The organism is Mycobacterium simiae, assembly GCF_008370645.1.
Classification (GTDB): Bacteria; Actinomycetota; Actinomycetes; order Mycobacteriales; family Mycobacteriaceae; genus Mycobacterium; species Mycobacterium simiae_A.
Map to the genome: position 1 here is coordinate 1 of NZ_VTZN01000071.1, position 24,474 is coordinate 24,474.

Below are 24,474 nucleotides of genomic sequence, written 5' to 3' on the forward strand. Positions count from 1 at the left end.
GCAGTAGCACTTTCCCGTTGTTTGGGTCGATGATGGCGAAGGCGAAGATGTCCAGCGGTGTGGTGTTGTCCAATCCGATTCGCGTGATGGTGTAGATCAGACCGTCAGCGGTGGACAAGTGCGGCAACGCGGCGCTGCGAGTTCGGCTGTCCCACACGGTGCGACACCCGGCGGGCTCGACGTCCACCCTGGTCATTCCGCCGACGAACGGCGCCGTCGGCGGGATTGCCGGACCGGCACCGGCCGGAACCGCGGGGTAGGGGTAGCCGTAGGTGCTGGCGATGAACATCGAGTTCCCGACCCCGATGGGGGAGTTCTCGCTACCCGGCCCGCCCTGAGTTAGCACCGGTTGCTCGCACACCAGCGTCCCGGTACCCGATTGGTAGATCAGCGCGTGCACCAATGGGTCGGCATTGTCGACGATGGTCAGGTAATCGGCTCCGGTCGGACCGAAATACGTTGGTGTGGAACCTGTTCCCCAGCTCAGCTGCCCGGGCTTGCGGCCCGGTCCGCGGTCATAGGCCTGGCGCCACAGCACCTGCGGCTTGCCGCCGCCGTCGAGGTTGAGTTCGTAGAGGGCGTAGGTGGTGGCTACCCCGACCCGGTTGCTCGGTGCTGCTGAGATACTGTTGGCCACTTGCTCACCGGCGGGTAGCTGCAGGCTGACAGCGCCGCCATCGGCCTTGGCCACGCCGACGACACCGCCGCCGGTGGCGAACCAGACGTTGCCCAGATAGTCCGGGACCACGCCGACGGATTGGTCGCCGGGCGGTATCGCGCTGGACAGGTCGGTGGACTCGGTGACAACCAGCCGCCAACAGCCCTTGCTGTCCTTGGCGTGCGCGATGCGCAGCAGGTGGTTGGTGCCGTCGATCATCACCAGCTGGTTATTGTTGTCCAGGTATGCGTAGACTCCGCCGAGCAGGCCACCTTTGGCGACTTCCAGGCTGGCCAGCGGAATTACTTGCGGGGCAATGCCGCCCGGATCGATCAGGTGCACTATCGGGACCTGGGTGATGTCGGAGGTGCACAATGCCAGCACCAGGCCATCAGTGCCCTGCGTGATGGTCGGGCAGGCCGCTAAGAGCGGGTAAGCGAATATCGGCGAGAGCCGGGCACCGGGCCCGGGGAGCGGCCCTGCGTCCGCCGATCCGGCGTCGTTGTGCATGGATGCCAGGCCATTAGGCGCCATGAACGGGTTGGGCGGCGCCAGCGGGCCGAAACTGGCTGCTGCCTGTGCGGTGGGCGGTATGGATCGCCAAATCATCGTGGGCAGAAGGGAAATGGCACATGCGGTGAGAAATGCCGTCGGGACAGCCAGCGCCGCCGCGGGTAACCGCGCCAAGGTCCCCTCCCGTGTGTTGGGTCACCTGGGATTTTGGTGATCGCGGAAAACGGTACGGCCACAGTGTGTTAACGATTTCGCTTCGAGATCTCAAGCCGTTCATCATGGCAATGCCGGTTGGCCTGAAACAACTTGCGCCACTTTCGTTTCAGTGGTTTCTCGGCAGGGCTTTTTGTCGGAGGTATCCGATAGATTTGGGGTTATGGGTGTTGGCGGTGTGGTCGATCGCTAGGCGATCACTGCTGCTTTTTGCTGCCCTTGATGCTGCGGTCGATGTGGTGGTGGGTCTGGATTTTGATGCGTTGACCACGCCGGAGTGGTTGGCGCTGCTGGGGCGCTGTGAGACGGTGCGCCGGCGGTTGCCGGTGCCCGAGCATCAGCTGATCAACAACCTGGCCCGCCAGGCCACCGCCGAAGAACTGGGCGGCAAACTGTCGCATGCGATCGCCGAGTGGACGCTGATCAGCCGCGCTTCGGCCGCCCGGCGCAGCAACGAGGCCGCCGATCTGGGGCCGCGGCGCGCGCTGAGCGGCGAACCGATCGCGCCGGTGCTGGCTGCCACCGCCGCGGCCCAGAAAACCGGAAAGCTCGGCGCCGAGCACATTAAGGTGATCCGCCGCTTCTGCCAGCCGCTGCCCGGCTGAGTAGACCACGCCACCCGCGAGCAAGCCGAAGCCCAGTTAGCGCGGCAGGGCAGCCAGTTTCGACCCGAGCAGCTGGCCGGGCTGGCCGACACGATCGCCGATTGCCTCAACCCTGACGGCACCTACAACGATGAGGACCGCGTGCGGCGGCGCGGGGCTGACGTTGGGTAATCAGCACGCCGACGGCATGTCGGAGTTGCGGGGGCTGATCACCCCCGAGCTGCGTGCTACCGGCGAAGCCGTGTTGGGCAAGCTGGCCGCTCCCGGGATGTGTCACCCCGAAGACGACAACCCGGTGGTCGAGGGAGCGCCGTCGCAAGAGGTGATTCAGCGTGATACCCGTTCGGCTGCGCACCGTAATCATGATGCCCTCAACGCTGGGCTGCGCGCGTTGTTGGCCTCTGGAGAGTTGATGCAGCACAACGGCTTACCGGCGTCGATCGTCGTGTCCACCACGTTGGCCGAGTTGGAGGCCGCCGCCGGCACCGGCCTGACCGGCGGGGGACCCTGCTGCCGATGAGCGATGTGATCCGGCTGGCCCGCCACGCGCGGCACTACCTGGCGATCTTTGACCACGGCAAGGCGTTGGCGCTCTACCACAGCAAACGCTTGGCCTCGCCGGGGCAGCGGATTGTGTTGTACGCCAAGGAGCGCGGCTGTTCGGCCTCGGGCTGTGATGTCAAGAGCTACTACTGCGAGGTCCACCATTGCACCGACTACGCCATCACCGGCACCACCGACGTCAATGACCTCACCTTGGCCTGCGGAACCAACCACCGCATGCTGTCCCCCGGCGGCTGGACCACCCGCAAAAACACCCACGGCGACACCGAATGGCTACCCCCACCCCATCTCGATCGTGGCCAACCCCGCACCAACACCTTTCACCACCCCGAGAAACTCCTGCGCGACGGGGGATGACGACGACGAAGACCACATGTCGGAGACATGACCACGAACGTGCGGCGCGCTCGGGCCAATCGACGCACACATATGCTTCAAGCATGGCGTCGATCTTCACCAAGATCATCAACCGAGAACTTCCGGGCCGCTTCGTCTACGAGGACGACGACGTCGTCGCTTTCCTGACGATCGAACCGATGACCCCAGGCCACACGCTGGTGGTGCCGCGCGCCGAGATCGATCACTGGCAGGATGTGGACGGCGCGGTGTTTGCCCGCGTGATGCAGGTCAGCCAGCTTATCGGCAAGGCTGTGTGTACGGCGTTTAGAACCGAGCGTGCCGGCGTGATCATCGCCGGGTTGGAGGTTCCCCATCTGCATATCCATGTGTTTCCCACCCGCCACTTGAGTGACTTCGGATTTGCCAACGTCGACCGCAACCCATCACCGGAATCGCTCGACGAAGCACAGGCCAAGATCAAGGCGGCACTGGCTCAACTGATCTGAGCGGGTACCGCACACACGCGCGGCAGGGTGACGCGGAAGCAGCACCCTTCCCCCGGTGCCGTCACCACCGTGACGGCACCCCCGTGCGCCTTGACCAAGGAGTCGACGATCGAGAGCCCGAGGCCCGTCCCTCCACTAGCACGCGCACGCGACGAATCGGTGCGGTAGAACCGCTCGAATACCCTCGACGCGTCCTCCGGTGTCATGCCTGGCCCCTGGTCAGCCACTTCGAGCAGCGCGTCGTCGCCCTGGGTGCCGACCCGTACGGTCACGTCGGCGCTCTCCGGCGTGTGCCGCAGCGCATTCGCGACCAGATTGCTCAGCACCTGACGCAGCCGGGGCTCGTCTCCGAACACCTCCGGGGTTCCTGGACCGTCAAGGACGTCGAGGGTGATCGTGCGTTTGGGGTCGACTGCTCGTGCGTCGTGCACCGCGTCAGCGGCTAACACCAGCAGGTCCACCTGGCTACGCTCCAGCGGGCGTTGGGCGTCCAGGCGGGCCAACATCAGCAGATCATCAACCAACAGGCCCATCCGGCTGGCTTCGCTCTCGATCCGCGACAGCAGCATGGAAACATCGCTCGCGGCGCCCTGCCGATACAGCTCTGCGAAGCCGCGAATGGTGGTAAGCGGAGTGCGCAGTTCGTGGCTAGCGTCGGTAATGAATCGCCGCATGCGGTCCTCTGAATTGCGTGCCTTTTCAGCCGACGACTCCGAGTCCGCCACCGCCTGCTGGATTTGGGACAGCATGCCGTTGAGCGCCAAGGAAAGTCGGCCCACCTCGGTCCGAGGATCGCGTTCGCGAACCCGGCGATCCAGCTGTCCGGCAGCGATCGCCGCGGCGGTCTGTTCGACTTCGACCAACGGCTTGAGACTGCGGCGCACCACCACGTACCCGGCGATACCGACGACAACCAGTACGGCAGCCCCAATGCCGATCTGCAGCCAGACCAACGATCGCACCGTGTGCTGGACGTCGGACAGATCGATGGCCACAGTGGCCAGACCGCCCTGCGGTCCGCGCACCGAGACCGCGCGCCACTCGATATCCGAGCCGTTGACCGAGGGCAGTGTCGTCGGGTCAGGACCCACGTCATTGCCGGGCGGCAACGCCGGCTCGGAATTACGGTCGTTGATAGCAGTCATGATGCGGCCGTCGGGGCTGATGCCGCGCACGTAGAACTTCGACGGCGGCCGAGCAGGATCGGGACCTTGCCCGTCCGACACCGAATGCTTCCACGGGGCCTGCGCCCAGGTCCGTGAAGCATCGAGCAGCGTCGAGTCGATCCGGCTGATCAGGCTGTGCCGCAGGATCGAGGTGACCGCCACCCCCGACGCCAGCAGACCACACAGCACGAGAGCCAGGGTCGCTGCGACCAAGCCAACCCGTAGCGGAACCCCACGTCGAAAACGGTCGGCCATGTTTTCTACCTGGCGTGGCAGGGGAGTGGGCTCATCGCGGCTCCCGCAATACATAACCCACCCCGCGCAAGGTGTGCAGCAGCCGCTTTTCCCCGGTATCGATCTTGCGACGTAGATACGAGACGTAGGACTCAACCACGTTGACGTCGCCGCCGAAGTCGTAGCGCCAGACGTGGTCGAGGATCTTGGGCTTGCTCAACACGGTGCCGGCGTTGATAACGAAGTAGCGCAGCAAGGTGAACTCGGTGGGCGACAGGGACACCGGCTCGCCGGCCTTCCACACCTCGTGGGTCTCCTCGTCGAGCTCGATATCAGCAAACGTCAGGCGGGCATTGCGAGGTTCGGCCTTGCCTTTGCCGGCGCGCCGCAGAATGACCCGAAGCCGGGCAACCACCTCCTCCAGGCTGAACGGCTTGGTCACATAATCGTCGCCGCCCAACGTGAGGCCGGCGATCTTGTCCTGCAGTGAATCTCGAGCCGTCAGAAACAGCGCCGGGGCGTCGATGCCGTCGGCGCGCAACCGGCGCAGCAGCCCGAAACCGTCCATTCCGGGCATCATCACGTCGAGGATCAACGCGTCGGGCCGGGCTTCCCGGGCTCGGTCCAGCGCCTGCACTCCATTGGTGGCCGTGTGCACCTCGAATCCTTGGAACTTCAGGCTCACCGAGAGCAGTTCCACGATGCTGGCCTCATCGTCGACGACGAGGACCCGAGCTTCCGGCGTCGGGGTCTCCCCCGGGTTTACCGCCGTCATGAGGGCGACGCCTGCCGGAGATAGTTGAACATTAGCTTCACGTTCATTGAATACTTCCTGAGAGCTCGTTGCCAGCCGACTGCTAACAGTCTGCCAGGAGTCATCAGATCAGCTTCGACCCACACGCAAGAATCCTGAAACCCGTACCCACCTATCGGCGCGCCTCGTGAATAGACTGCCAGGATGCAACTCGGCAAAACCCTCGTGGACATCGCGACCGCGCCCGCCCGCGCCGGTCTTGCCGCCGCGGAAACCAGCCTCAACCTGGCCGGCACGGCAGTTGGTCTGGCCAAGCGGGCGCTGGGCGAGGCCGGCAGCGACGCCGGCTCCAACGCGATGGCCAGCGTGCTCGGCATCGAAGATGCGATCGTGCGGGCCAATCGGCTGGCCAAGCTTTTTGACGAAGACGCACCGCTGGGCCGCGCGATCGCGCCCGACGGCCCGGTGGACCGGTTCTTGCGACCGGGCGGGGTGGTCGACCTGCTGACCGCGCCAGGCGGGTTGCTGGACCGACTCACCGCCGAGGGCGGCGCCATGCAGCGCGCGCTGCAGCCGGGTGGATTGGCCGATCAACTGGTCGCCGAGGACGGCCTGATCGAGCGGGTGCTGGCCGAGGACGGGTTAGCCGACCGGTTGCTGGCCGAAGGCGGTCTGATCGACAAGCTGACCGCCAAGAACGGACCGCTCGAACAACTCACCGACGTGGCTGACACGCTGGCCCGGCTAGCTCCCGGCATGGAGGCGCTGGAGCCCGCGATCGCTACCCTGCAAGACGCCGTCATCGCCCTCACCATGGTGGTCAACCCGCTGAGCAGCATCGCCGAGCGCATCCCGCTGCCCGGCCGTCGGCCGCCGCGGCGCTCACCGTCGCGGCCGGTGCGCTCACAGCGCGTCGTCGACAGCGAAGAGTGACGGGTTAGGCTGGCACCGGTTAAACCGGCCTCCTTAGCTCAGTGGTAGAGCACTCGCCTTGTAAGCGAGCGGTCGTCAGTTCAATCCTGACAGGGGGCTCTCTCACCAGCAGAAATGCCGGTCGCTGCGGCTGGGCGGTGCTTCGACCGTCTACGTCGTCGAGGGCGAAAAGGACGTGCTTGCCGTAGAGGCTGCGGATGGTTATGCGGCGCCTCAGGGTGTTGGTCAAAACGACTGGATACGACTGGGATGTACTGCGGGGCATAGACGTTGTCGTCATAGCCGATCGCGACTCCGCCGGACGTAAGCACGCGGAGCTGGTCGCCAAGCAGCTCAGTGGTATTGCCCCCTCGGTGCGCATCGTTGAAGCCGCCGTGGGCAAGGACTTCTCGGACCACTATTCGGCTGGCCGAACGCTCAACGAGCTGGTGACGGTTGAGACCGCCGATGCAGATCCTTATCGGCGGCTTGTTCTCACCGCCGGCAACCAGGTGCGGACCAAGAAAACGATCTGGTGGGAGCCCGCCCTCGTTCTACGTGACGTGATCAACGTGTTGGCCGCTCGGGAGGGCAAGGGTAAGTCGACTGTCGCTGCGAGCTGGGCTGCCCGGGAAACCCATATGGGCGGCAAAGTGCTGTGGATCGGATCTGAAGAGTCGCGAGAGCATGCCCAGGCACCCCGCCTGATCGCCAACGGCGCCGACATGTCCAAGATCTTCTTCGTCGATGTGGAAACCGATTCCGGCACAGGGGTTTTGGTGTTTCCTCTCGACTTGCCCGCCATCGAGAAGGTGATCAGCGAGCAGAAGATCACCATGGTGGTGTTGGACCCGTGCAAGGGCCTGGTACCCAAGTACTGCTCGTTCGCCGGTTGCCGCAACCGTGTCGTCGGCCACTCTCGCTGCCCTGATCACGCCGGCTGGAAGGCGTCGCCGCGCACCGCATCGTCAGGACCAACACCACCGTGTGGAAGCACAATCGCGTCAAGGCGCTCGAACGCGACGGCTACCGATGTCAAATACGCTGACCCCGCTGCACCATCACCGCCACCCAGGTCGACCACACCATCAGCGTCGCCAACGGTGGCAGCGACGACCTCACCAACTTGCGTCAGCACGCGAAGCGCGACAGGTCCGCGGATGACGGGGCAAAGCCAGGCCTGTCGGTCCTGCCGGCCCCACGTCTTTGGACACCCGAACGTGGTGGAACCCGTACAACTATAAATCCGCGTTGGTCCTTGGCCCCGCGCCCGTGCTGCACCGGCTGGCGGAGAAGTGTAACGACGTGACGACGGATCGATGGTTGGGGTACATGATCGGCACCGTTAACCAAGGCCGGTTGCCGCTGTGGGGTTGGTTTCGGGCGGCGACGGCTGGCTACTGTACAGGGCTATGACGAAGGTGTTACCAAATGGGCCACCTGACAAGTTGGGATATAGCACGAGTGGCTAGTGTGACACGTGGGGCAGGTGGTAGTTGGCACGCCGGCATCCGTGGGCATACGTTTGGCATTACCAACCCAGTCCTTTCCGTAGGGCTGGGTCTTTTCTTTCTCTTGGGCGATGTCGCGTTCTCTGGGCAATGTCGCGCTTCACGCTATCGTTACCGATGTGAAAGTTGGCGTCTATGTTGACGCCGTTCAACCTGTACTACGGCATGCGGGGACACTGGGGCCGCGGGACTGCGGGCTGGCGCTGGCTAGACATACGGGCGTTAGCCGCCGGTCTTTGCCGGTGGCACAGCGCCGCTGTTGAACGCATCGTGTACTGCACTGCTTACGTTGACCAGACTGATAATCCCGGGGCTTTTGCAGACCAATCCGTCTACATCAAGGCGCTCCGCGAGCACGGTTCTATCGATGTCTTGGAGCTGGGCTACTACGTGGCTTGGCCGAAGAGGTTGCCACTCGCTGAGGAGCTACCCGATGGTCGCGCCAAATTGGTTGTGCCGTCAGGCGCCGAGACCTGGAAGGGCCTCCCGATCACCAGGGTCACTAACGCGAACGACGATGTGTTCATGGTGACGGTTCGAAACCGTGAGGAGAAAGGCTCCGACGCCAACGTCGCGACGCATCTCCTTGCTGACATCTTTCGCGGTGATGTCGAGGCCGCAATCGTCATCTCAAATGACTCTGATCTCGCTCTGACGTGGCCCGGCATCGTCACCGCGGTGATCCCACCCACAATTAGACGCGTAGACAATAGTCGCGTGAAGCACTATTATTCATTCATACTAATCCCGGTGCTGAATAACTCGCTTGGACTGCGCAGAGATCTGCAAGAACGCATGTCAATGCGGCAGCCGCTGCTTCGACCACTGAGGTGATTCTCGCCGCCGACAGATGGCACTGACGGGAAGCTGTACCAGGCGGTCAGTGTTCAAGCTGGGTCGATGCGCTAACTGTTCATGGCCCCGGACGCCAGCGCCGCTTACTTGGCCGCCCATACCAGCCAACATGACCACAACGCGGCGATTAATCGGAGGAAACGACAATGGATTTCGGGGCGCTAGCACCGACAGCCCACTCTGGGGAGCCGCATTCCAGCGCCACAACGGCAGCCTGGAACACGCTTGCCGCCGCGGGGTACTTTTCGGCAGGCTTCTTCTCCTCCGCCTCCTCCGCGATGTATGGCCCCAGTCGGTAGAGTGCACCGGCACCCGGCTATCGGCCACCTCGACAACGCCTACGCGGTGGCGCCGAAGTTCTTCGCCAAATTCGGAAACATCACCCCTGGTCTACTCGGTGGCAATCGGAGGACATTCCGCGAATGCGGCCAGGGCGGTTTGCGCAGCATGGTCGCGCGGCGGTCCTACCACCTCGGCTACCTGACTGCGATGGTCATCGATACCATCGGTAACGGTTTATGGATTCCGTTCGCGCTGCTGTTCTTCACGTATGGACGCGGCATGAAGCTCGCCGATGCGGGTACCGCGCTAACCATGGGCAGCCTCGTCTCGCTACTGATCGGCGGCCTGGTGACCGGGGTTGTCGTCGACCGTATCGGGCCGTTTCGCACGGCGACACTGAGTTCGCTGATTAGGGTGATTGCCTTCCCCTGCTACTTGGCTGCCGACACTTTTGCGTCCCTAGTGATCATTGCGGTGGCGGTGAGCTTCGCCGGACGACTTTTCTGGGTGGCGCACCCTGGGATGGTAAGTGCGTTAGCTCCGTCGGAGGATGCTCGCGTCGGCCTGTTTTCGTTGATCAGCGCAATGCGCAGTATCGGTCTTGGGATCGGTGGGCTGATCGCCTCGCTGGGAATCTGGGCCGCTCGAGGCAGTGGGCTTTTCTGGAGCTTCATCGTTATCGCGAACACAGTCAGCTTCGCGGTGTGTGGCCTACTGTTCTGGCGACTACGCCGCTTCGACTACAAAACCCAGCACCGTGACGAAAACGGCGTGGGCCGCTACCGCGACGTGTTGGCCCAACGTCAATTCGTGGTGTTCGTGGCCGCGGTTTTTGTCCTCGCCTTAGCGAGCGTCGGATTCGACTCGATACTGCCGGTGTATCTGCTCGAGCTGGGCTTCCCGCCTTGGGCTCCGCCAGTCGCCTACCTGCTGGCGTGCACTCTGATCGCGGCCTTGGCGCCACTGGCCACCAAATGGGGCCGCCGTCGGTCCGGGCTGCGTCTATTGGCTCTAGCCGCTGGCCTGCTCGGAATCGCATTCACTGCGCTTACTACCATGGTCGCCGTCGACGCCGCTGGCCGGACCGCACTGTTGGGGGCGGCCGTGATCCTTTTCGGCCTGGCCGCAGCCACCTGGGGAGCCACAGCATTGAAAGTCATGTTGAGTTTCGTGCCGCGAGGCAAGGCCGGTCGCCATTCGGCGGTCTACTCATTGTCGTGGGGCATAGCCATCGCCGTCGGTCCTGGACTGTTCTCCTCGTTGTTCACCCTTGGCCGGGCGCTCCCGTGGATCTTCCTCGCGGTCGCGCTCGTTTTTGCGGTCGCGGCATTCCTGGCCTCATCGCGAACCCCAGGGCACACACTTGGCGCAGCCATCGAAAGCCGTTCATCAGAAGGGGCATTGGTGCCGAGTATTTCGAGCGGGTTTTCGCCGACGCCGGTGGCGGACGACGGTCCTTCGCATACACGGACGTCAAGGCACCGGTTCTGGGTGATCAGGTGGGTGACGACAGGGTTTCATCCCATAGCTCAACAGCGGCCCTGATGCTGTCATCGGATGCCGCCAACCGAGCTTGCGCTAACACCTGCTTTGCCGGTTGTCCGAGCGCTTGCGCGGCGGCCACAACATCTCGCCACTCCGGGTTCACATTAACGGCTTCACCGTCGAGCCGGGCGGTCTTGATCCGTATTGGCTGTCCGCCAACCTGAACAAGGCTCTCGGACCTGGCTAACATGTGATGCTTGGGCACTGTCGTTTCTCGCAAACCGATCGTGCTGGTCTCGCGGAATATGACTGCGCGAAGATCGGCCGCACGTCGACCGGGTGCTAGCACTGACAGCGTGTGGGCGGGCCGACCCTTCTTCATGATGATCGGGGTGAGCCAGGCATCGTGTGCGCCGGCGTCGAACAGGAGCTCAATGACGTACGGCCATACCCTTGGGTCGAGGTCGTCCACATTGGTTTCGAGCAGCACGGTGTGGTGCGGTTGGTCGACCAACTCGCCGACGACAATGCGCAGCACGTTGGCCACTTCGCTCGGATTGCTTTGGCCTGCACCGTATCCCAAACGACCGATGACGAGCGGGGGCATCTCACCCCAATCCGTCACCAGCGTCGCGAGCACCGCTGCGCCCGTAGGTGTGGCGCATTCCGGCATGAGGGGGCCGGTGGCAACCGAGGCGCCTCTGAGTAGCTCTAGGACCGCCGGCGTCAGCAGTGGGCCATGCGCACCCTGGGATGTTCCGCTGCCAACGCCGACGGGCGAACAGTGCAGCGACTCAAGCCCCAACTGATGGAACCCGGACGCTGCGCCAACCACGCAAGCGAGGGTCGCGCCGACGTTGTGGAAGTGAACTCCTTCCACGGGAATTCGGTACACACGCGACTCGGCCTCAGCCAGTCGACAAAAGATGGCGCCGGCGGTCGTTCGAACGGGTTCTTCAACGCGGTCGAGCAGCCGTTGAATCTCAACGAGGTACCGGATGGGTGGGTTCTCGTCGGCAACCACGTCCACCTTGGTGGTGCCGATGCCGCCCCGCTCGCATGTCGTCGACGTGAGCGTGACACCGAGGCCAAGTTTCCCGACAGTCGTCTGCAACAGGTCCAACGGCACCCCAGCGTCGACAAGAGCGCCTAGCAGCATCTCGCCGCTCACCCCGGCTCGGGCATCGATCCAGCCGATCATGCTCGCTTCCAAGCCAGAAGGATTCGGTTCGCTGCACACGCGGCCCCGAACCCGTTGTCGATGTTCGTCACGGTGATGCCCTGAGCACAGCTGGTCAGCATCGAGCGAAGCGCGGTTTCCCCGTCGGCGGCCGCGCCGTAACCGGTCGACGTGGGCACAGCGATAATCGGCTGGCCGGTGAGCCCGCCGACGACCGAGGCGAGTGCGGCATCCATTCCGGCCACCACGATCACGACATCATAGGTGGCGATTTCATCAACCCTCTCCAACAGACGCCAGAGACCGGCAACACCAACGTCGAAGATGCAAGCGGCTGTGAAGCCAAGGAACTCAAGCGTCCGACAGGCTTCGGCGGCGACGGGGATATCCGATGTGCCGGCGGTGACAACAGCCACAGTACCGTCCCGCGGCGGTAGGCAACCGTGCATGACCGCGGTTGCCGACTCCGCGTCGTATACCAGTGATTGCCCGGCCAATTCCCGGACGGCATGGTATTGCGAATCGCTCATTCGGGTAAACAGAACTGGATTGTCGGGACGTTCGACCAACTCGGTCACGATGGCGCGTAGCTGGCTCGTCGTCTTGTTGAGGCAGAACGTCGCCTCGGGCATCCCTACGCGCGCAAGCCTGGCGTAGTCATAGCGAATGGTCACTGCAGAACCGCCAGGGCGCGACCGGGACGATATGGCTTGTCGTCCAGGAAGACTCCGGACAGCGATGGTTCTACCTGGCGCATGGCAGCGGCCACCCGGTCGATGACCTCGTCGGTGACTCGTGCGTGGCCTTCGGCCGTGACCTCAATCAGCACGACGTCCTCACGCAGCCGGCATCGGACGACATCGATTCCAGTCAACAGGCGCAACAGGTTTTCTCCGATTTCGATTGAGCGAAGCCGCGACGGCGTCACGGTGGTATCCGTATAGAGGCGACTGGCCAAACATGGAGATGCGGGCAGATCCGCGAAATCCAGTCCCAACTTGCGGGAGATAGACCGGATGTCTTGTTTCCCAAGATCCGCTTCGACGTACGGGTGCCGGACTCCGTTCTCGCTGGCGGCGACCAGGCCGGGCCGGTACTCGCCGAGATCGTCGATATTGGCGCCGCTCAACATTGTTGCGCCGGCGCGCGTCGGCAATCCGCGGATCGCGGCGTATAGGTGGCTCTTGCAGAAATAGCAGCGGTTACGCGGGTTGGCAAGATAACGCTGGTCTTCGAACTCCTTGGAACGGACCAACTGAAGTGTCCAATTCTCGGTCTCGGCGCGTTCGATTACCCGGGCCGTGGCCGCGGCGGGAACAGCTGGCGTGACGGCGTGGGCTACGACTGTGGAATGCGGCGACGCTCGGTGGGCGACCGTAGCGAGCAGCAGACTGTCCACGCCGCCGCTGCACGCGACGATGCGGGTGGGTATCGCCTCCAAAACACGGTGTAGTCGAGTTATTGTCATGAACTGGAGCCTTCGAAACCCATTCCTTTTTCCTCTGATCATTGGCATGTTGCTGTCACATTGACGGCCCTCGGTGGCCGTACAAGCGAACGCTGGCATCCAGGGCCACGAACAAGTGGCAAATCGCCGCTAGTTTGCGCGGCAGGCGGCCTGGTTATAGCTGTCCGGGAGCGGCGAACTGGTCCGGTTAGCACCGATCCCTCGGCTGCGGATGCCACACTGACCTGCTTTACAAATCTCCGCGGAATCCGAGCGAGCTACTCAGCACCATTAGCATTGTGCATGAATACTAGTGCTCTACGCAACTATTACCTATGTTTTTATGCTCATCCGAATCCCAGCGACATTAGGTTGGAAGGGTTGGAACCGAGAACTCGGCATACCGAGCTGGGCTCCGAGCAGGAGCAAACTCCCTCCGCCGGCGCGTCCGGGCGCAATATCTGCTGGCGCCGTCGACCCCGCGTCGCCCAGTAGTCAAAAAGGATTTCGCTCATTGCACCGGACCACCCACCCGCGGCTATCGTCGTGCAATTCGAAGACGATTGCTGCGCAAGAACTCGAGGTTCATTAGCACGCCGATGGCGGTGTGGTCACCAGCGCGAGTTGTTGCGACACAAAGTTCACAAGATTTCCTCCGCACAATGGGCAGGCACAACCACACCAATGTCCCGGTTATGCCACGCGGGGGAACAAGATCCCGTCAAAAGGAATCTGGAGCGCCCGAAACCCAGGCCAATCGGCCGCAGACCGTACCGATCACCCCGCCGTGGCCGCTACTGCCGGCGCGTTGGCTGAGCTGACCGTCGAGTCGATGTTCGCGAATCTGTTGCCGCCTTGGTCATTATCTTCGGGACTGTGATCACAAGCGACATCTGACACCCCCGGTGACCCTGGTCCTGCGCTCCTCAAGCAACGTAGAGTTTCTTTCGCGCGACACCGGTCCTGATGGGCGATCTGCCCCTTTGTGAATAGGCCGTAGTACCGTTACGGCACTCGGTCGCGGTTACGGGACCAGAGCGGGCAACTCGTTCGACAGGCCCCACACAGCGTGAATCACGTCCTCGGCCACCGCAATCGGGAACTGGACCACCGCCGTGCCGACTTCGTCGATACCCTCCCGCAGCGCGTTCACAATCGTCGCCGGATCGCCGGTGAAAAGGGACCAGCCAATGTCGAAGGCCGCAATTTGCGGCGCGGTGATGAGGTTGCGTACGTCGACGAAAAGCTCAGTCGGCAATGACGCCGGCGGCACCGGTATTCCGTCCCAGCTGACCATCGTCCAGCCCCCGGTGGGATTGCCCTGCACCACGACAGTTCCGGTGTTGGGCAGCGGATGGGTAAGCAGGAGTAGGGGATTGGGGTTGTCGACGGTCATCATCGTCCCGACCCCAATCGTGAATGCGCTGGAGTATGAGACCACGGTGATGTTGCCGTCTGCCGCCGTCACCGGGTTCGCTAGTGCGGTGTCGTACATCGTTTGCACCGCACCGTTGAAGTTCTGGCCGAAAACTACCCCGTTGAAGTCGATGGAGCCCGGGTTCAGCATCGGCACGATCGGATAGCCGAACGTCCAGGCGATCGGCCCGACGAGATAGAGCACACCCGCCGGGCTTAGCTGCGGAAAGTCTTCGAAGATCCCGGCATTGATTTCGTTGAGCCCGGGCAAGATTTGCGGGCTCATCCCCAGCAAGGCAGCCAACGGCGCGGCGGTCTCCTGTGTTCTGGCCAACTGCGACGCGAACAACCCGGCATAAGGGCCCTGCGGCGCCAGTACGTTGGCGACGTCTTGCGCTTGTTGAATGCCTACCGCAGTGAGATTGGCTCCCGGTATCGCGGTATCCATCAAGCCCGCCACGTTGGCTGTAGTCTGCCCGTGCCGCGCGAAGTCGATGACGATCGACTGCTGGTTTCCGATGGGCGGGTTGAGCCAGTTCGCGACGTTGATGGGGTCGCCGATGAACAGGCCGCCGCGACCACTCGGCGCGCCAGCCCCGCCAAGGCCTCCAGTGCCGAACAACAAGGCTTGGCCGCCCGCACCGCCTGGAGCGCCGACTCCGCCGCTGCCGCCGTTGCCGATCAGCAATCCGCCGGTGCCACCCGTGCCGCCGATGCCGCCGCCAAAGCCGCCACCACCAGGGCCGCCATTGCCGATCAACCCGGCACTTCCGCCCTTGCCCCCGGCCACGGCGCCCATGCCCCCCGTGGGGGTATAGCCGGCCCCGCCGTCGCCGAACAGGAAACCGCCGGCGCCGCCGGTGGGGTTTGCCGCGGTCCCGGCAGCTCCGTTGCCGATCAGATCGCGCTTGAACAACAGACCGGTGGGGGCATTGATGATCGGGGCGAGCAGCTGGCTGAACGGGCTGCTGATCCATGCTTGGCCGGTAGCGTGAAGCGGGCCATAGACCGCCGTCTGGAATCCCTGGGAAACGGCGGCACCGAGATCAGCGGCGATGATCGCCTCTGCACCCGCATACGACGCCGCTGCCGCCCCCACAGTGCGCACAAACTGTGCGTGGTACGTCGCCGCTTGCGCCGCCGCCGCCTGATACTCCTGAGCGTGTGCGCCGAACAGCGCCGCAATGGCCGCCGACACCTCGTCGGCGGCCGCCGCCGCCACCTCAGTCGTCGGAATGACTGCGGCCAAGTTGCCGTCTATTGCCGCTGAACCGATCCGCGCCAGATCCGCCGCGGCCGTCTCCAACACGTCCGGCCCCACGAGCACAAATGACATCGCCTACCCCTCGTACTAATCGCGTACTAGCCATCATGGAGTCCCCCGCCGGAAATGGCGCGGATATCGAAAAGAATGGAACAACTAGCTGCGGCTAAGTTTTCGCGACCCGCGGGGGTCCTGCGCCGAGACCGACATTAGCGTCACGCTGACTCGCCTTTTTGCGCGCTGGCGTCAATCTCGGCGCGTGTCGGGCTGGCGGGGGCCCTAACGCTCGCTGTAGCGGCGAGCCGCACTCACCAGGGCCGCAGCCGGGGCGGTCAGGTGGCTGCGGCGGCTCACGGCAGCCACGTGGAGGTAGGTCTCGGCGACGATGCGCTGCACCCGCGCGCCCGCCCGCTGCGCCGATGGCGTCCAAAACGACGGCAGCACGGCCCGACCGATGCCGTTGAGCCCCATGGGCAAGATCGAGGTGCGGTGGGCGACCTTGGCGCCGATAGTGACTGAAATACCTTGGGCGAGGATGTCATCGACGAGCGCGCCTTGCCGGCATCGCTGAGCACCACCCCGCGCCCGACCCGGTGAAACAATGGCATCCCCAGTTCTCGTTCAAACCCCGCGATGGACTGCGAAAGCGATGGCTGAGCGATCAGCAGCTGCTCGGCCGCCTTGCCAAAGCCCCCATAGTCGACGACGGCGAGGAAGAATTTGAGCTGCCGGACGTTCAACGGGTGGCCTCCGATCAGGGGTTCACACAGGTCGCCGCGGCGACCGACGATCACAGGCGAGATAGGTCGGCCGCCCAAAGTAGTGTTCAGCCGCGGCCGCACCGAGACGGGCGGCACGCCGCCAGGTGTAACACCTGGATAGTTAAGTGTTACACTAGGGCGATGCCTACGGCTCACCGGCGTTACGCGATCACCGAAACCGATGACATCGCCGACGCACTGGAATGTGCACGTAGGGCATGGCCCGAGCTGGCCGAGAAGCCTGGTGCCCTGTTGCGGCAGTTGATTCTGGCCGGCCGAAATGCCCTCGTGCACAGGTACGCAGCAGCCGAGCAGTCGCGTTTGCAGGCGGTGGAGGCCACCGCTGGTGGATTAGCCGGGGTCTTCGGTCCCAACTACCTCAAGGAGCTACGCGAGGACTGGCCCGAGTGATCATCCTGGACGCCAGCGTATTGATCGGGCACTTCGAACCGGCCGACGCCCATCACGGTCAGGCTGCGGCTCTGCTGAAGTCCCATCTGACCGACACCTTCGCTGCAAGCGTGATCACCCTGGCCGAGGTCTACGCCGGCGCCGCTCGCGCGCGCCACAGTGATCGCCTCCACCAGCTACTCACCCGGTTGCAGATCCACACACTCGAACTTCGCGCCGATGCCGCGCGACGACTGGGAGAGCTGCGGGCCGCGACCAAGCTCAAGATGCCCGACTGTTGTGTGTTGTACGCCGCCCAGCACCATAACGCGGCGATCGCCACCTTCGATGCACCGCTTGCTGCTCGCGCGGCCGAACTTGGCCTCGCGATTGCAACTCACGCTTAAGACCAGGCGGCACGACATGCCGAAACCGCAGACGAGTCCTAGCGCCAACCGGCGCAGCGTCCTTGTCGAAAGAACAACCGCGCGCCACCCCCGAGCCGCGCACCGGTCGACCCGAGGCGCTGCGACATTGCATTTGGGCACCGGGTCGGCGAGAATCGAGGACCGCGATGACAACCAGCATCTTCGACGATGTATCCATGGTCGCGACCGTCTTGCGGGTGCGCGATGTCGCCGCCTCAACGCGCGGATATCGCAAGCGGCTGGGGCTGGAGCCAATTCACCTGGGCCCCGACGGGCCGGATCATCCCATCGCGGTCTACACCATCGCCGGTTCGGTCTTCTCGCTATGGCAGCTTCCCAGTGCCCAGACGCAGGTTCCGGCCGAAAACGACCGTAACAGCTACGTTGCGGCAGTCCCGAAGGCAGACCTTGAACCCGTGCGGCGCAAGCTCATTGAAAGATGAGTCGAGGTCGGCGAGTTCCGCCGCAACGCCAACAACGAGTTCGTGTGGTGCTACGACATCGACGGCAACCAATTCGAACTCAGCCGACCCCTGACCACGACATTTCACCCCGGGACCCAGGACGCCCCGCCAGCCGGCGTTAGTGCTAGTGAGGTCCCCAAGACCCCCAAGACCCCCAAGACCGATGCATCGCAATGACAGAACCGCCACCGCCTGCCGATTCACCCCGACCGAAGACAAGTCTCGGGCCACCGCCATAGCGCCAGCTAGCGCTCGTCAAGTATGTCCACCGACGACAGCCGCCGCTGCGAGTCGGCGGTCAACTCCGTCAGGAGCCGCTCCAGTCGGTCGATCATGGCCTCGATCGCTGTGGCGGTAAACACCGTGGTGCGGTATTCCACGGCGCCGCTGATGCCTGCGGGCTCGCCGCTGGCCGTGAACTCTTCGGCAAGCGAAAACAACAGGTCCATGCGGGCGTCCGACGTGTGCAGTGGCACGGACGTCACTTCGAGTGCACCCAGGACCGACGCGGCGGGCTTGTTGTTTTGCCAGCCCAGCATCACCTGGATAAGCGGTTGCGGAGGCAGCGATCGGGCGGCGTTGACCCGGTCAACGAGGATTCCGTAGGGCATGTCCTGGTGGTCGAAAGCCTGAAGAGTGCGGCTGCGCACCTGGGCCAGCAACTGCGCGAAGGTGGGGTCATCGGCGACCTCGATGCGCAACACCACGGAGTTGACGAAGACGCCGACCAAGTCATCCAGGGCCGGGTGGTTGCGTCCGGCGACGCCGACACCGACGGGGATGTCAGTGCTGGCGGTGAGTGCGGCGAGCAGCGCGGCCAACCCCGCGTGCACCACCATGAAGCTGGTGACGTGATGCTGGCGCGCCAAGTGCGTGATCTGCCGATGCAGGGCCGCTGGCCAGCGCACTTTCACCGTGTCGCCGCGGTTGTCGGGAGCGGTCGGGCAGGGCAGCGCGCTGGGCAGCGCCACCCGTTCGGGGATACCGGCGAGGGTTTCCTGCCAATAGCGCAGATGAGCGGCCAGGGTGCTGTGCGGATCATCGACGTCGCCCAGGTAGGCGCGTTGCCACAGCGTGTAGTCGACGTACTGGACCGGCAGCGGATCCCAGCCAGGCGCTGCTCCGGCGCATCGACTGCGGTAGGCAACGTCGAGGTCGGCGGCCAGCGGGGCCAGTGACCAGCCATCGGCGGCGATGTGGTGCACGGTGATGGCCAGCAGATGGTCGTCGTTGCCCAGGCGGTAAAGCTGGACGAATAACGGAATCTGCGTGGCCAGGTCGAAGCTGTGCCGCGCGTGGAGGGCTATCGCTTGGTCGAGCCGCTCAGCAGGCCAGGTCGTGGCATCGATGACGCACCAGCCGAAGTCGGCGTGGGCGGCGGGCAAGACGACCTGGTGCGGCACGTCGGCGTCGGTGGGATAGACGGTGCGCAGGGTTTCGTGGCGGTCCACCACGTCGGCCAGCGCCAGCCGCAGCGCCTCGACTGCGAGCCTGCCGCGCAATCGCAGCGACCAAGGGATGTTGAAGACCGGCGACCCTCCGCGCTCCTGGTTGACGGTCCACATCCGCTCTTGGGCAAACGATAAGGGCACCACCGCGGGTCGCGGCACCGGCACCAACGCGGGCAGCTGGGTCGATCCGGCGCGGATGCCCAGCGCTAGCTCGGCGATCGTCGGCGCGTCGAATAACCCGCGCACCGAGAGTTCGGTTTCCAGGGTGGTATTGACTTCGGCGATGACCCGCATGGCCAGCAGCGAGTTCCCACCCAGATCGAAGAACGATTGGTCGACACCGACGTGGTCAAGACCCAACACATCGGCGTAGATGCCGGCCAGGATTTCCTCGACTGCTGTAGTGGGGCGCTGGCTCCCGTGGCCGGTGTAGTCGGGGGCGGGCAAGGCCGCGGTGTCGAGTTTGCCGTTCACGGTCAACGGCAGCCGATCGAGGACGACGATCGCCGCCGGAACCAGATAGGGCGGCAAGCGGGCGGCGAGCGCTTCTCGGGCCACGGCCGGGTCGGCCGGACCGGTGAGGTAACCCACCAGGCGTTTGTCGCCGGGATGGTCCTCACGGGCGATCACCACCGCGTCGCTCACCCCCGGCAACTGCGACAGCGCGGCGGCAACTTCGCCCGGTTCGATGCGATACCCACGAATTTTGACCTGTGCGTCGGAGCGGCCCAGGTACTGCAGCTGCCCATCGGGGCTCCAGCACACCAGATCACCGGTGCGATACATACGCCTTCCCGGCGCAGCCGCACCACCGAACGGGCAAGCCACAAACCGCGATGCCGTTAACGCCGTGCGACGCCAATACCCGCCCGCCACCTGATCGCCGGCGATATACAACTCCCCCACCACACCTGCGGGCACCGGCTGCAACCACTGATCGAGGACGAAGAAGGCGAGGTCGGACAATGGGGTGCCGATTGGGCTCACCGCACGGTGCGTGTCCTCTTCGCGGATCTCGCGCACCGACGCATGCACCGTGGTCTCGGTGATGCCATACATGTTGATCAATCGCGGCCCCCGCGGATGCAGCGCCCGCCAGGAGCCCAATCGCTGCGGCTGCAAGGCCTCGCCACCGAAGACCACCGCTTCCAACCTCAGCCTGCGGCCCAACTCGGGACGGGCCGCGGCGACGTCCTGCAAGGCATAGAAAGCCGACGGAGTTTGGCTGAGCACGTTGACCTGTTCTGTCACCAACAAGGCAAGCAGCTCGTCGGGGGAGCGCGTCAGCTGCTCGGGAATCACGACCAACCGCCCGCCATGCAGCAGGGCGCCCCAGATTTCCCAGACCGAGAAATCGAAAGCGTACGAATGGAATTGAGTCCACACCTGGCCCGGCGCGTAGGTCAGATGCGCAGCCAGCGAGGACAGTAGCCGGGTGATGTTGCGATGCGTGACCGCAACACCTTTGGGCAACCCGGTGGTGCCGGAGGTGTAGAGAACGTAGGCGATGTTGTCTGCAGCCGGTGCCGGCAACGCCGTGTCGGGTTGGGTGGCGATGGTGGGGTCGTCGACATCGATAACCCGCAAGTTCTCGAAGTCGAGCCGGTGGGCCAGCTCGGCTGTCGTCAGCGCGACCGCGGGCGTGGTGTCCGTCAGCAGGAAGGTGATGCGGGCCTCCGGATGGGCCGGGTCGATGGGCAGATAGGCCGCACCGGTTTTCAGCACCGCCAGGATCGCGACGATGGCCTGGCCGCCGCGGGGCAACAGCAGCGCCACCACGTCACCAGCGCCCACGCCGCGATCGGCCAACAGGTGCGCCAATTGGTTGCTGGTTGCGTCCAGTTGTCGGTAAGTCAATGCGGTGTCGGCATAGACGACCGCTGTCGCGTGCGGGGTACGGGCGGCTTGAGCGGCAAACAACGCCGGAACCGACGACATCGGCGGTGTCGGACCAACCAGAGCCGCGCGGTTGCCCCACGTCTCGAGCTGCGCGCGCTCGTGCTCGTCGAGCAAGCCGATCGCCGACACCGACAGCCCGGGATCGAGCGCCATGGCCATCAGCAGCTGCTCGATCCGGTTGGCCAAGTTGACGACCCCGAAATCTGAAAAGGGTTGCCCGGCGCCCGCGGTGCTCAACGACAGGCGGTCTCCGTGTTTGGTGAACACCAGCCCGAAATACTCGATGCCGCCGAAATGTGTGTACACCGCCGATGCGGGCGCGTCATCAAACGGCGCGATAGCGGTCGATGGGAAGAAATTGACACTGACCCTGTCCGCGGAGCGTCCCGCGGCCGGAAATCGCTGATGCCGCAATATTTCTCGAATCTTCGCATCCACGTGCCCGCAGAATTCAGCAACCGCCGACCCTGGAGAGACCGTCAGCACCAGCGGCACAATTCCGGCCAGCATTCCTGGAAAGGACCTCAGCTGCGGAGTTATTCGTCTGCTGACCGGAAAATTGAATACCACCTGCCACCCACCGGTATGGCGGCCGCGCACGAAAAGTGCGCATGCGGCGGTAAGAACCGAGGATTCACGAACACCCAGCGTCTTCGCCAACTCCCGGACTTGGCCCACCACCACGGGAGCCAGCTCGACAGGTGCCGACGCCAAGTGCGAATCGCGCGCAGCTGCAGGCAGCGGCTGATCCGCAGCATTGTCCTGAGGCAGGTTGCGCTGCCAATAGCCCATATCGTCAACGAAATCGCTGGACTCCTGATAGGTCGACTCATACTCGACCAAGTCCCGCAGTGATCCGAAACACGCTGGTGTGGCTGGCTTTCCAGCAGCCAGCGCGGAATACACCGACGCCACGCGGTTGGCAAAAAGTACTGAGGCGAATCCATCGATGACAATATGGTGAATGCAGATGAGCCAATAAAATTCGGCCGACCGCGTCCGAAACAACGCAAACCTGAACAGTGGGCCAGCCCACGGCAGCGGTGTCTGCTGGATGGTCGTCGCCAAGCGGTAGGCCTCCCGGACGGGATCCGGCGAGTCGCTCAGGTCATGGCATGGAAGCGTTACCTCGGGATCATGAACGACCCGCTGAAAAACCTGACCATCCACCTCGTGGAGACCGACTCTGAGTGGTTCGGCCTCCCCCACCACCTGGCGGATCGCCTGCTCGAGCAGATCGGGGTTGATCACGCCGGCAATCACGACGAACATGCTGGCCTGCCAGTCCGCGGGCGAGCCACCGATCTCCTGGGCCAGCCAGATATCAAGCTGCCCGCGCGTCAGCTCAAACGCGCGGCCGTCACGCTGCATCGTGTCGACGCTGGCTAGGCCTCGAGCCACCGGATGCCTCATCGTCGAACGGGTGAACGGTCATCAGCTACGTACTCCTCGGTTCTTGGGCTGAGCATAACGATGATCACAGTGCAGGTTGGCGCGCCGACCAGGTGGTGCCAGCGGCCAGCATGCACCCGACATTGTGGGCCGGAGACCGCAAGCGGCCCCGGACATAGGATCGGCCAATGCACCTTGACGAGTACATGTCATTGGATGCGACTGCCCTTGCCGAGCTAGTCGAACGCAAACAGGTCACCCCGGCCGAACTCCTTGCGGTGGCGCGCCTGCGCGCCGACGCGGTCAATCCGCGGTTGAACGCTATCGTTCGCCGCCTAGATGCAGTGGCCGACCGGCAAGCCGCCGATCCACAGCTGCACGGCGCGTTCGCCGGTGTGCCATTTCTGATCAAAGACCTCGATCAGGAGTACCAGGGCTTTCCCACCTCAGGCGGCTCCCGCTCGCTCGCTAATGACGTCGCGCAGCGGCACGCACTGATCACGCAGCGATTCTTAGATGCGGGTCTGGTGATCTTCGGCATGACCAACACCCCCGAGTTCGGTGCTAAAGGCGTGACCGAGCCCGAGTACTGGGGTCCGGCTCGCAACCCGTGGAACCTGCAGCGCACTCCGGGCGGGTCGTCGGGCGGTTCGGCGGCGGCGGTGGCCGCCGGCGTTGTTCCGGCGGCCGGGGCCAATGACGGCGGCGGATCGATCCGCATTCCCGCCGCCTGCAACGGGCTGGTCGGCCTGAAGACCAGTCGAGGGCTGGCGCCGTACGGCCCGCAGACCGGCGAGCCAATGTTCGGCATGGCGGTCCAGGGCGTCGTTTCGCGCACCGCGCGCGATAGCGCCGCGCTCTACGACGCGATCATTGGGCCCAACCCCCGTGCCGGCTGTCAGGTTGCGCTTCCCGACGGCCGGTTCGCCGAACACATCAAAAACCGTCCGGGCACCCTGCGGATCGGCTTTTCGACCTCGTCGACAATCAACGCTCATCCCGACCGGGAAGCCGTGGCCGCGGTCGATGACGCGGCACGACTGCTCACCGACCTGGGTCACCGCGTCGAAGAAGTCAATCCGCCCTACGATGACGCCGCGTTGGCCCGTGATTTTTTGACTATCTGGTTCGCTCAGCTCTACTGGCACGTTGCCGCCATCAGACAGCGACTTGGCGCCCGCGACAGTGACTTTGAGGCTGACACGCTGGGCATGTGCGAACTGGGCCGATCCGCCGGTGTGCTGGCGCCGATGGTCGCGCTGGAGAATAGGAACAATTACATCCAGTCTCTGGCGACATTCCACGAGGACTACGACTACTTCCTAACTCCCACCCTGGCCACCCCGCCCCTACGGATCGGGGCGACGGCGACGTCACCTCGCGTCCAGACGATGGCACGGCTGCTGAGCAAGTTGCGTGGCGGAAAGCTGATGGCGCTCAGCGGCATCCTGGATCACCTCATCCAGGAGAGCCTGGGCTGGGTGCCTTACACCCAACTGGCCAATCTGACCGGACGGCCCGCGATCAGCGTGCCGCTGTACTGGACGGACGGCGGACTACCGCTGGGCGTGCAGTTCGTTGGGCGGCTGGGTGCCGATGGTGATCTGTTGCAGCTGGCAGCACAGCTTGAAGCAGCCCGGCCCTGGGCGCATCGCCATCCGGCCCCTGCGGCGGCCGGAAAGGAGAGTCATGCGCGGCCGGCACCCGCCGGTGGAGGTGACGCGGCTTGAGCCGTGCCAGGCCACGTCCTTTGAGCTAGACGAATTAGCTGCCTGCGGCCGCGGG

17 protein-coding genes, 1 tRNA gene and 2 pseudogenes are annotated in these 24,474 nt (G+C 64.2%); 11 read left to right on the forward strand and 9 right to left on the reverse strand.

All coding sequences use genetic code 11. From position 1 onward, the window contains the following. The coding region (locus F0Q45_RS12935) for a hypothetical protein (RefSeq protein ID WP_306439436.1) at positions 1–1,267 on the reverse strand (1,267 nt) is incomplete at its 3' end. A 313-nt stretch (positions 1,268–1,580) separates the two neighbouring features. Between F0Q45_RS12935 and F0Q45_RS28630 the strand changes: the two are divergent. Together F0Q45_RS28630 and F0Q45_RS12945 are read left to right on the forward strand one after the other, a co-directional pair. After that, positions 1,581–2,941: pseudogene (locus F0Q45_RS28630) on the forward strand (HNH endonuclease signature motif containing protein). A gap of 52 nt (positions 2,942–2,993) precedes the next feature. After that, a complete protein-coding gene (locus F0Q45_RS12945; protein WP_149654334.1) occupies positions 2,994–3,398 on the forward strand; it encodes an HIT family protein in 405 nt (134 codons plus the stop codon). Here F0Q45_RS12945 and F0Q45_RS12950 read toward each other — a convergent pair. Together F0Q45_RS12950 and F0Q45_RS12955 are read right to left on the reverse strand one after the other, a co-directional pair. Next, a complete protein-coding gene (locus tag F0Q45_RS12950; RefSeq protein WP_149654335.1) occupies positions 3,386–4,819 on the reverse strand; it encodes a sensor histidine kinase in 1,434 nt (477 codons plus the stop codon). The two genes, F0Q45_RS12945 and F0Q45_RS12950, sit on opposite strands and share 13 nt — an antisense overlap. Before the next feature lie 31 nt (positions 4,820–4,850). Next, positions 4,851–5,573: a response regulator transcription factor gene (locus F0Q45_RS12955; protein ID WP_149654336.1), complete on the reverse strand. Its 723-nt coding sequence runs from the start codon at positions 5,571–5,573 to the stop codon at positions 4,851–4,853. Between the two features lie 183 nt (positions 5,574–5,756). Here F0Q45_RS12955 and F0Q45_RS12960 point away from each other — a divergent pair, with 183 nt between their 5' ends. The 5 genes from F0Q45_RS12960 to F0Q45_RS12980 all read left to right on the forward strand — a co-directional run bounded on the left by F0Q45_RS12960 (position 5,757) and on the right by F0Q45_RS12980 (position 10,657). Then, positions 5,757–6,485, forward strand: coding sequence for a hypothetical protein (locus F0Q45_RS12960; protein WP_149654337.1), 729 nt, complete (start codon positions 5,757–5,759; stop codon positions 6,483–6,485). 27 nt (positions 6,486–6,512) lie between these two features. Further along, positions 6,513–6,584 (forward strand) — tRNA-Thr (locus F0Q45_RS12965). Between the two features lie 119 nt (positions 6,585–6,703). Further along, positions 6,704–7,708, forward strand: a complete 1,005-nt coding sequence (locus F0Q45_RS12970; RefSeq protein WP_188112921.1) for an AAA family ATPase — start codon at positions 6,704–6,706, stop codon at positions 7,706–7,708. A 402-nt stretch (positions 7,709–8,110) separates the two neighbouring features. Next, complete coding sequence (locus tag F0Q45_RS12975) at positions 8,111–8,809, forward strand: NYN domain-containing protein (protein ID WP_149654339.1); 699 nt, start codon at positions 8,111–8,113, stop codon at positions 8,807–8,809. 321 nt (positions 8,810–9,130) lie between these two features. After that, complete coding sequence (locus F0Q45_RS12980; protein WP_188112922.1) at positions 9,131–10,657, forward strand: MFS transporter; 1,527 nt, start codon at positions 9,131–9,133, stop codon at positions 10,655–10,657. On the opposite strand, the gene larC is transcribed toward F0Q45_RS12980, so the two are convergent. From larC to F0Q45_RS13005, 5 genes and pseudogenes are all read right to left on the reverse strand, one after another. Continuing rightward, positions 10,608–11,810, reverse strand: coding sequence for a nickel pincer cofactor biosynthesis protein LarC (gene larC / locus F0Q45_RS12985; protein WP_223163905.1), 1,203 nt, complete (start codon positions 11,808–11,810; stop codon positions 10,608–10,610). The two genes, F0Q45_RS12980 and larC, sit on opposite strands and share 50 nt — an antisense overlap. Next, entirely contained in the window at positions 11,795–12,451 is a 657-nt protein-coding gene (larB, locus tag F0Q45_RS12990) for a nickel pincer cofactor biosynthesis protein LarB (RefSeq protein WP_149654341.1), read from the reverse strand. The genes larC and larB overlap by 16 nt, the downstream gene beginning before the upstream one ends. Then, the gene (locus F0Q45_RS12995; RefSeq protein WP_149654342.1) at positions 12,448–13,245 is read right to left on the reverse strand and encodes an ATPase; all 798 of its coding nucleotides are present in this window, start codon (positions 13,243–13,245) and stop codon (positions 12,448–12,450) included. The genes larB and F0Q45_RS12995 overlap by 4 nt, the downstream gene beginning before the upstream one ends. Before the next feature lie 1,003 nt (positions 13,246–14,248). Continuing rightward, positions 14,249–15,976, reverse strand: coding sequence for a PE domain-containing protein (locus F0Q45_RS13000; RefSeq protein WP_149654343.1), 1,728 nt, complete (start codon positions 15,974–15,976; stop codon positions 14,249–14,251). Positions 15,977–16,183: 207 nt separating this feature from the next. Then, a pseudogene (locus tag F0Q45_RS13005) lies at positions 16,184–16,644 on the reverse strand (LysR family transcriptional regulator). Positions 16,645–16,806: 162 nt separating this feature from the next. On the opposite strand from F0Q45_RS13005, the gene F0Q45_RS13010 reads away from it, so the two are divergent. The 3 genes from F0Q45_RS13010 (at position 16,807) to F0Q45_RS13020 (ending at position 17,926) form a co-directional block, all read left to right on the forward strand. After that, positions 16,807–17,076, forward strand: a complete 270-nt coding sequence (locus F0Q45_RS13010; RefSeq protein ID WP_149654344.1) for a hypothetical protein — start codon at positions 16,807–16,809, stop codon at positions 17,074–17,076. Further along, positions 17,073–17,462 (forward strand): type II toxin-antitoxin system VapC family toxin, encoded by a 390-nt coding sequence (locus F0Q45_RS13015; RefSeq protein ID WP_149654345.1) that lies wholly within the window; start codon positions 17,073–17,075, stop codon positions 17,460–17,462. Before F0Q45_RS13010 ends, F0Q45_RS13015 begins: the two co-directional genes overlap by 4 nt. A 167-nt stretch (positions 17,463–17,629) precedes the next feature. Next, positions 17,630–17,926, forward strand: a complete 297-nt coding sequence (locus F0Q45_RS13020) for a hypothetical protein (RefSeq protein WP_149654346.1) — start codon at positions 17,630–17,632, stop codon at positions 17,924–17,926. Positions 17,927–18,192: 266 nt separating this feature from the next. Here the strand turns inward: F0Q45_RS13020 and F0Q45_RS13025 are convergent, their stop codons facing one another. Further along, the gene (locus F0Q45_RS13025) at positions 18,193–22,668 is read right to left on the reverse strand and encodes a non-ribosomal peptide synthetase (RefSeq protein WP_149654349.1); all 4,476 of its coding nucleotides are present in this window, start codon (positions 22,666–22,668) and stop codon (positions 18,193–18,195) included. 209 nt (positions 22,669–22,877) lie between these two features. Here F0Q45_RS13025 and F0Q45_RS13030 point away from each other — a divergent pair, with 209 nt between their 5' ends. Then, positions 22,878–24,419, forward strand: a complete 1,542-nt coding sequence (locus tag F0Q45_RS13030; protein ID WP_149654347.1) for an amidase — start codon at positions 22,878–22,880, stop codon at positions 24,417–24,419. The last annotated feature ends 55 nt before the right edge of the window (positions 24,420–24,474 follow it).